Below are 4,685 nucleotides of genomic sequence, written 5' to 3' on the forward strand. Positions count from 1 at the left end.
CCGCCGCAAGACATCAGGAGAAATTTTTTGGAAACATTGCTGTCTCTCCGCGAGGTGAGTAAACGGTTTCTCTCGCGGGGCACAATCGTCCGGGCGATGGACAACGTCTCACTGGACATCGGCGAGGGCGAGTTCATCACCGTCGTCGGCCCGAGCGGATGCGGAAAAAGCACCCTTCTGAACATTCTGGCCGGTCTGTATCCCGCCACCGAGGGCGCCATTTACTTCAAGTCGAAGCCGATACGGGGCCTCAACCCCGAGATCGGCTACGTCACCCAGCAGGACAACCTCCTGCCCTGGCGCACCTTGCGGAAGAACGTCCTGCTCCCGCTGGAATTCCGCGGCGGCGGCGACAACGGAAACGCGGACCGGGTCCAGGCGCTGATCGACAAGGTGGGGCTCGGCGGCTTTGAGAACCACTACCCCCACGAGCTCTCCGGCGGCATGCGGCAGCGGGCGAACATTATCCGCACGCTGGTCTACAACCCCAGCATCATCCTCATGGACGAACCCTTCGGGCCGCTCGACGCCCAGACCCGGCTCACGCTCCAGAACCAGCTTCTCCAGCTCTGGCGCGAGGAGCGCAAGACCATCATCTTCATCACCCACGACCTGACCGAGGCCATCTCCCTGGCGGATCGGGTCGTGCTCATGTCGGGGCGCCCGGGGACCATCAAGAGCGTGACTGACGTGAACATTCCCCGGCCGCGGGATGTCTACCATATCCACCACGCGGAAGCCTACGGCATGATCTACGACAAGCTTTGGGAGGAACTCCGCGAAGAAGTGGCGAAGGAGATGTAATGGCGCAAGACCTGGAAATGCAAACACGGCCCCCGGAGGACCTGCTGCTCCCGCCGAAAATCACCGGCCTGCGGCTCTTTCTCTGGCGCTTTCAGAATGCGGAGGAGCTGCGCTGGCTCCGCGTGGCCGCCCTGCGCATCGTTTTCGGGATCTGTACCATCGCCCTCTGGGAGTACGTCTCGGGCCGGTGGATCGATGAAAAAGTCATCAGCGCCCCCTCCCTGCTGTTCGAGTCCTTCTTCGACATCGTGGACGCCAACAACCCGGACGGCTCGCTCTGGGTGCACTTTGCCTACACCGTCGAAAACACCTTCTGGGGCTACATTTTTGGCGCAATCGCCGGGATCGCCTTCGGCTTCCTTCTGGCCGAGCTCGAGATCGTCGCACTCGTCATCGAGCCTTTCATCATGGCCTTCAACGGCGTCCCGCGCATCGCCTATGCCCCCCTGTTCATCGCCTGGTTCGGCATCGAGCGCCAACCCAAAATCATCCTGGTCCTGACAATCGTCTTCTTTCTCACCTTCGTCAGTACGTTTTCCGGGATCCGGAGCGTGAGCCGCGATCTGATCAACGTGGCGCGGGTGCTGGGCGGCAACAAGCTCGCGATCCTCCGCAAGGTGGTTCTGCCCGCCGCCTCTCCCTGGATTTTCAACGGGCTGAAGATCAGCATCCCCTTCGGGATGGTCGGCGCCATCGTGGGAGAGTACATCATCGCAGACAAGGGATTGGGGTACCTGCTGCAGCGCTACAACAACGAGTACTTCACGACCGGCCTGATCCTCATCATTTTGATTCTGATGATTCTCGTCGTGGTCATCAATCAGGTGCTCAACTGGTCGGAGGGGCGCGTTCTCAGGTGGCGGCCCTCGGGGGACGTAGGGCAGGAGACAAGCATCCCTGGCTAGCGCGGCCGCCTACAAATGCTTCTCGATCTCGCCGTGGTCCATCTCCTGTGACGCCATCTCGCGGAAGACCTTCTCGTATCCCGCCGGAGCGAAAAACCACAGCATTTTCAAGGGCGTATCTCCCGTGTTCTTGAGGCCGTGGGGCACCTTCGCGGGAAGAAAACAGGACATGCCCGCCTTCACCGGATAGATATTTCCGTCGATTTCGAGCTCGGCCTCGCCCTCGTGGAAAAAGAGGATCTCCTCCTCCTTCTCGTGGATGTGGACGGGAATGCTCGTCCCCACGGGGATGTCCTGGTTCCCCATGCTCATAAAACGGGAGCCGGCGTTCTTCTCGTCCACCAGAATCCGCCAGCCGCGGGATTCCTGAACGTTGTCCATTTGCAGGATTTCACCGTCTTCCCAGGAAAAAACATAGGCCACTGACCTTCCCCCTTCTTCAAGAAAACTGATATAAGAACGGAAATCATAACTTCTTTTGCGAGCGAACCAAAACGGCGCCGAAGCGCCGGGCCGGGCGCCGCCAATCACGCCGAGGGAGAGACAATTTGAACCGCTTCGATGGGAAAACCGCCATCATCGCCGGAGCCGGCGACGGCATCGGCCGGGCCGCCGCGCTGCGCCTGGCGCGGGAGGGCGCCCACGTCATCTGCATGGATATTGCCGAAACACGCGAGGAAACCGCCCGGCTCGCCGCGGAAGCGGGCGCCGGCGGCCGCGCCACCCCCGCCTTTCTCGATATTACCGACCCGGAAGGCGTTCGGGGGGCAATCTCGGCCGCCGTCCGCGAGAGCGGGCCCGTGGATATTCTCGTCAACTGCGTCGGCGGGGGACTGGCCTCCCCCACGCTGGAGATTGACGAGGCGGCCTTCGAGAAGATGTTCGAGCTCAACGTGAAAAGCGTCTACCGCACCTGCCAGGCGATCCTTCCCCACATGTGCGAGCGGCGCTCGGGCAAGATCGTGAATTTCTCATCCGTGGCTGGCCGCTCGGCGAGCGTGCTTCAGGGCGCCCACTACAGCAGCTCGAAAGCCGCCGTCATCGGCCTCACCCGCCATCTCGCCCGCGAATTCGGCCCGATGAGTATCAACGTGAACGCCATCGCGCCGGGCGTCATCGGCTCGCGGCGAATCCTCTCGCAGATGAGCGCGGAGCGGAAACGCCAGGTCGAGGGCGCTACCCCCCTCGGGCGCATCGGCACGCCGGAGGATGTGGCCGGGGTCGTCGCCTTCCTCGCCTCGGAGGATGCGCGCCACGTAACGGGCGTCACGATTGACGTGAACGGGGGCTACTTTCTGGCCTAGATTTGCATCGCCGCAGAGGCCGGCCGGAATCAGGTCTGCACTGTGCTGACGGCGGCTTTCACCATATGGGCCGGAACGGTCTGGTCGCTGGGCCGGAGCCGCTGCAGGAAAATGTCCCCCGCCATCAGGCCCGCCCCGATCAGGTTGATCGTCAGGCCATTCCAGAACAGGCAGAGCGAGGCCACCGCCAGAATCGCGACATCCAGAACGGTGAGCCTTCGGAACATATAGAGCTCGAATATGGCCGCCGTGCAGATGAAGCCCATCGCCGAGCTGACCCACACGGTGATGATCTCGCTCCAGGGCTCGGGCCCGCTCATCAAAATCGGGGTATAGGCCATCAAGAGCGGAATGATGTAGAGCGGCTTGGCGAGCTTCAAGGAGATGAAGCCCGTCCGCATGGGATCGCATTGGGCAATCCCGGCCGCGACGAAAGCCCCCAGGGCGAAAGGCGGCGTCAGCGCCGCGTCCTGGCTGAGCCAGAGAACGATCATGTGCGCGGTCAACATCGTCAGGCCCAGGTCCTGCAGCGCGGGTCCGGCCAAGATGATGATCAGGATATAGCTCGCCGTGATCGTCATCCCCATGCCCAGGATATAGCTCGCGAAGGCCACGAGGATGATGGCCATGAGGACATAGCCGCCCGAGTAGGAAAGAATGATGGCCGTCATCTTCTGGGCGAGATCCGGATGGGTAACGCCCGTCAAAACGAGTCCCATGACGCCTGCCGTCGCGCCGATGACCAGCGAGTTGACCGAACCCTGTACGAAAGCGTTCGATATCTCGGTCATGATTTTCCGGGCCTGCTCGTGCCGCCAGGCCAGGAAGCAGGCAATGGCGGTGTAGAGGTAAATCATGTCCCCGCCATAGAGGCCGCTCGCCAGGAAAGCCGCCGCTTCAATGCCCAGCAGGTACCAGCATTTCTGCCGGATGGTGCTGAAGACGATGGCCGACGCGATCGCCCAGAATCCCGCGAAGAAGGGGGAGAACTGGACGATCAGCAGCGCGATGAGAATAACGATCGGAATGAGCAGGATGCCGTCTTTCTTGAGAATAGCCCAGAAATTCGGCAGATCTTCTTTCGGGAGCCCGTGGAGATTGTTCCGGCTCGCGTGGAAGTGTACCGCCATGAACACGGAAAGATAGTAAAGCAGCGCGGGCACCAGGCTGATCAATGCGATCCGCCAGTAGGGGGTCTCCGTCATGGCGGCGAGCAGGAAAGCCGTCGAGGCCATGATGGGCGGCATCAGATGGCCGCCGATGCTCGCCACCGCCTCCACCGCCGCGGCGTAGGTCGGCCGGAAGCCCCCCTTCTTCATCAGAGGGATGGTGAACGTTCCGGTGATAACGATGTTCGCCGCCCCGCTTCCGACGATGGAGCCCACCAGTCCGCTCGAAACCACCGCCGCCTTGGCCGCGCCGCCCTTGAAGCGTCCCACCATGGCGAAAGCCAGATCCACGAACACATCGCCCACCCGTGTCGCCTGCAAAAGCGCGCCGAAGACGAGGAAAATAAACACCACCTGGGCGTAGACGCGCGTGATGATGCCGTAGATGCCCGATTGGCTGTACAGGTAGGCCATGACATAGCCGAACTCATTCCCCTTATGGGAGAACCAGCCCGGGAACCACGGTCCCGCCCAGTCGTAGAAAAGGAACACGAGCGCCACGG

The 4,685-nt window shown here is 61.9% G+C and carries 5 protein-coding genes; 3 read left to right on the forward strand and 2 right to left on the reverse strand.

Annotation, left to right across the window (positions count from 1 at the left end):
* Positions 1-27: 27 nt before the first annotated feature.
* The gene (locus O2807_12185) at positions 28-804 is read left to right on the forward strand and encodes an ABC transporter ATP-binding protein (GenBank protein ID MDA1001257.1); all 777 of its coding nucleotides are present in this window, start codon (positions 28-30) and stop codon (positions 802-804) included.
* Positions 804-1,709 (forward strand): ABC transporter permease, encoded by a 906-nt coding sequence (locus O2807_12190; protein ID MDA1001258.1) that lies wholly within the window; start codon positions 804-806, stop codon positions 1,707-1,709. The genes O2807_12185 and O2807_12190 overlap by 1 nt, the downstream gene beginning before the upstream one ends.
* 9 nt (positions 1,710-1,718) lie before the next feature.
* Here O2807_12190 and O2807_12195 read toward each other — a convergent pair whose 3' ends face one another.
* Positions 1,719-2,132 carry a cupin domain-containing protein gene (locus tag O2807_12195; protein MDA1001259.1) on the reverse strand — a complete coding sequence of 138 codons (414 nt, stop codon included), beginning with the start codon at positions 2,130-2,132 and terminating at the stop codon, positions 1,719-1,721.
* Positions 2,133-2,257: 125 nt separating this feature from the next.
* Here O2807_12195 and O2807_12200 point away from each other — a divergent pair, with 125 nt between their 5' ends.
* Positions 2,258-3,013: an SDR family NAD(P)-dependent oxidoreductase gene (locus O2807_12200; GenBank protein MDA1001260.1), complete on the forward strand. Its 756-nt coding sequence runs from the start codon at positions 2,258-2,260 to the stop codon at positions 3,011-3,013.
* A gap of 29 nt (positions 3,014-3,042) precedes the next feature.
* On the opposite strand, the gene O2807_12205 is transcribed toward O2807_12200, so the two are convergent.
* Positions 3,043-4,685, reverse strand: a 1,643-nt coding sequence (locus O2807_12205) for a TRAP transporter fused permease subunit (protein MDA1001261.1), incomplete at its 5' end; no start/stop codon positions are given.

This window comes from bacterium (assembly GCA_027622355.1).
Classification (GTDB): domain Bacteria; phylum UBA8248; class UBA8248; order UBA8248; family UBA8248; genus JAQBZT01.

What these genes read in the sequence shown, in the direction of transcription:
- O2807_12190 (MDA1001258.1), top strand. Translation starts at nt 804, where the DNA reads ATGGCGCAAGACCTGGAAATGCAAACACGGCCCCCGGAGGACCTGCTG.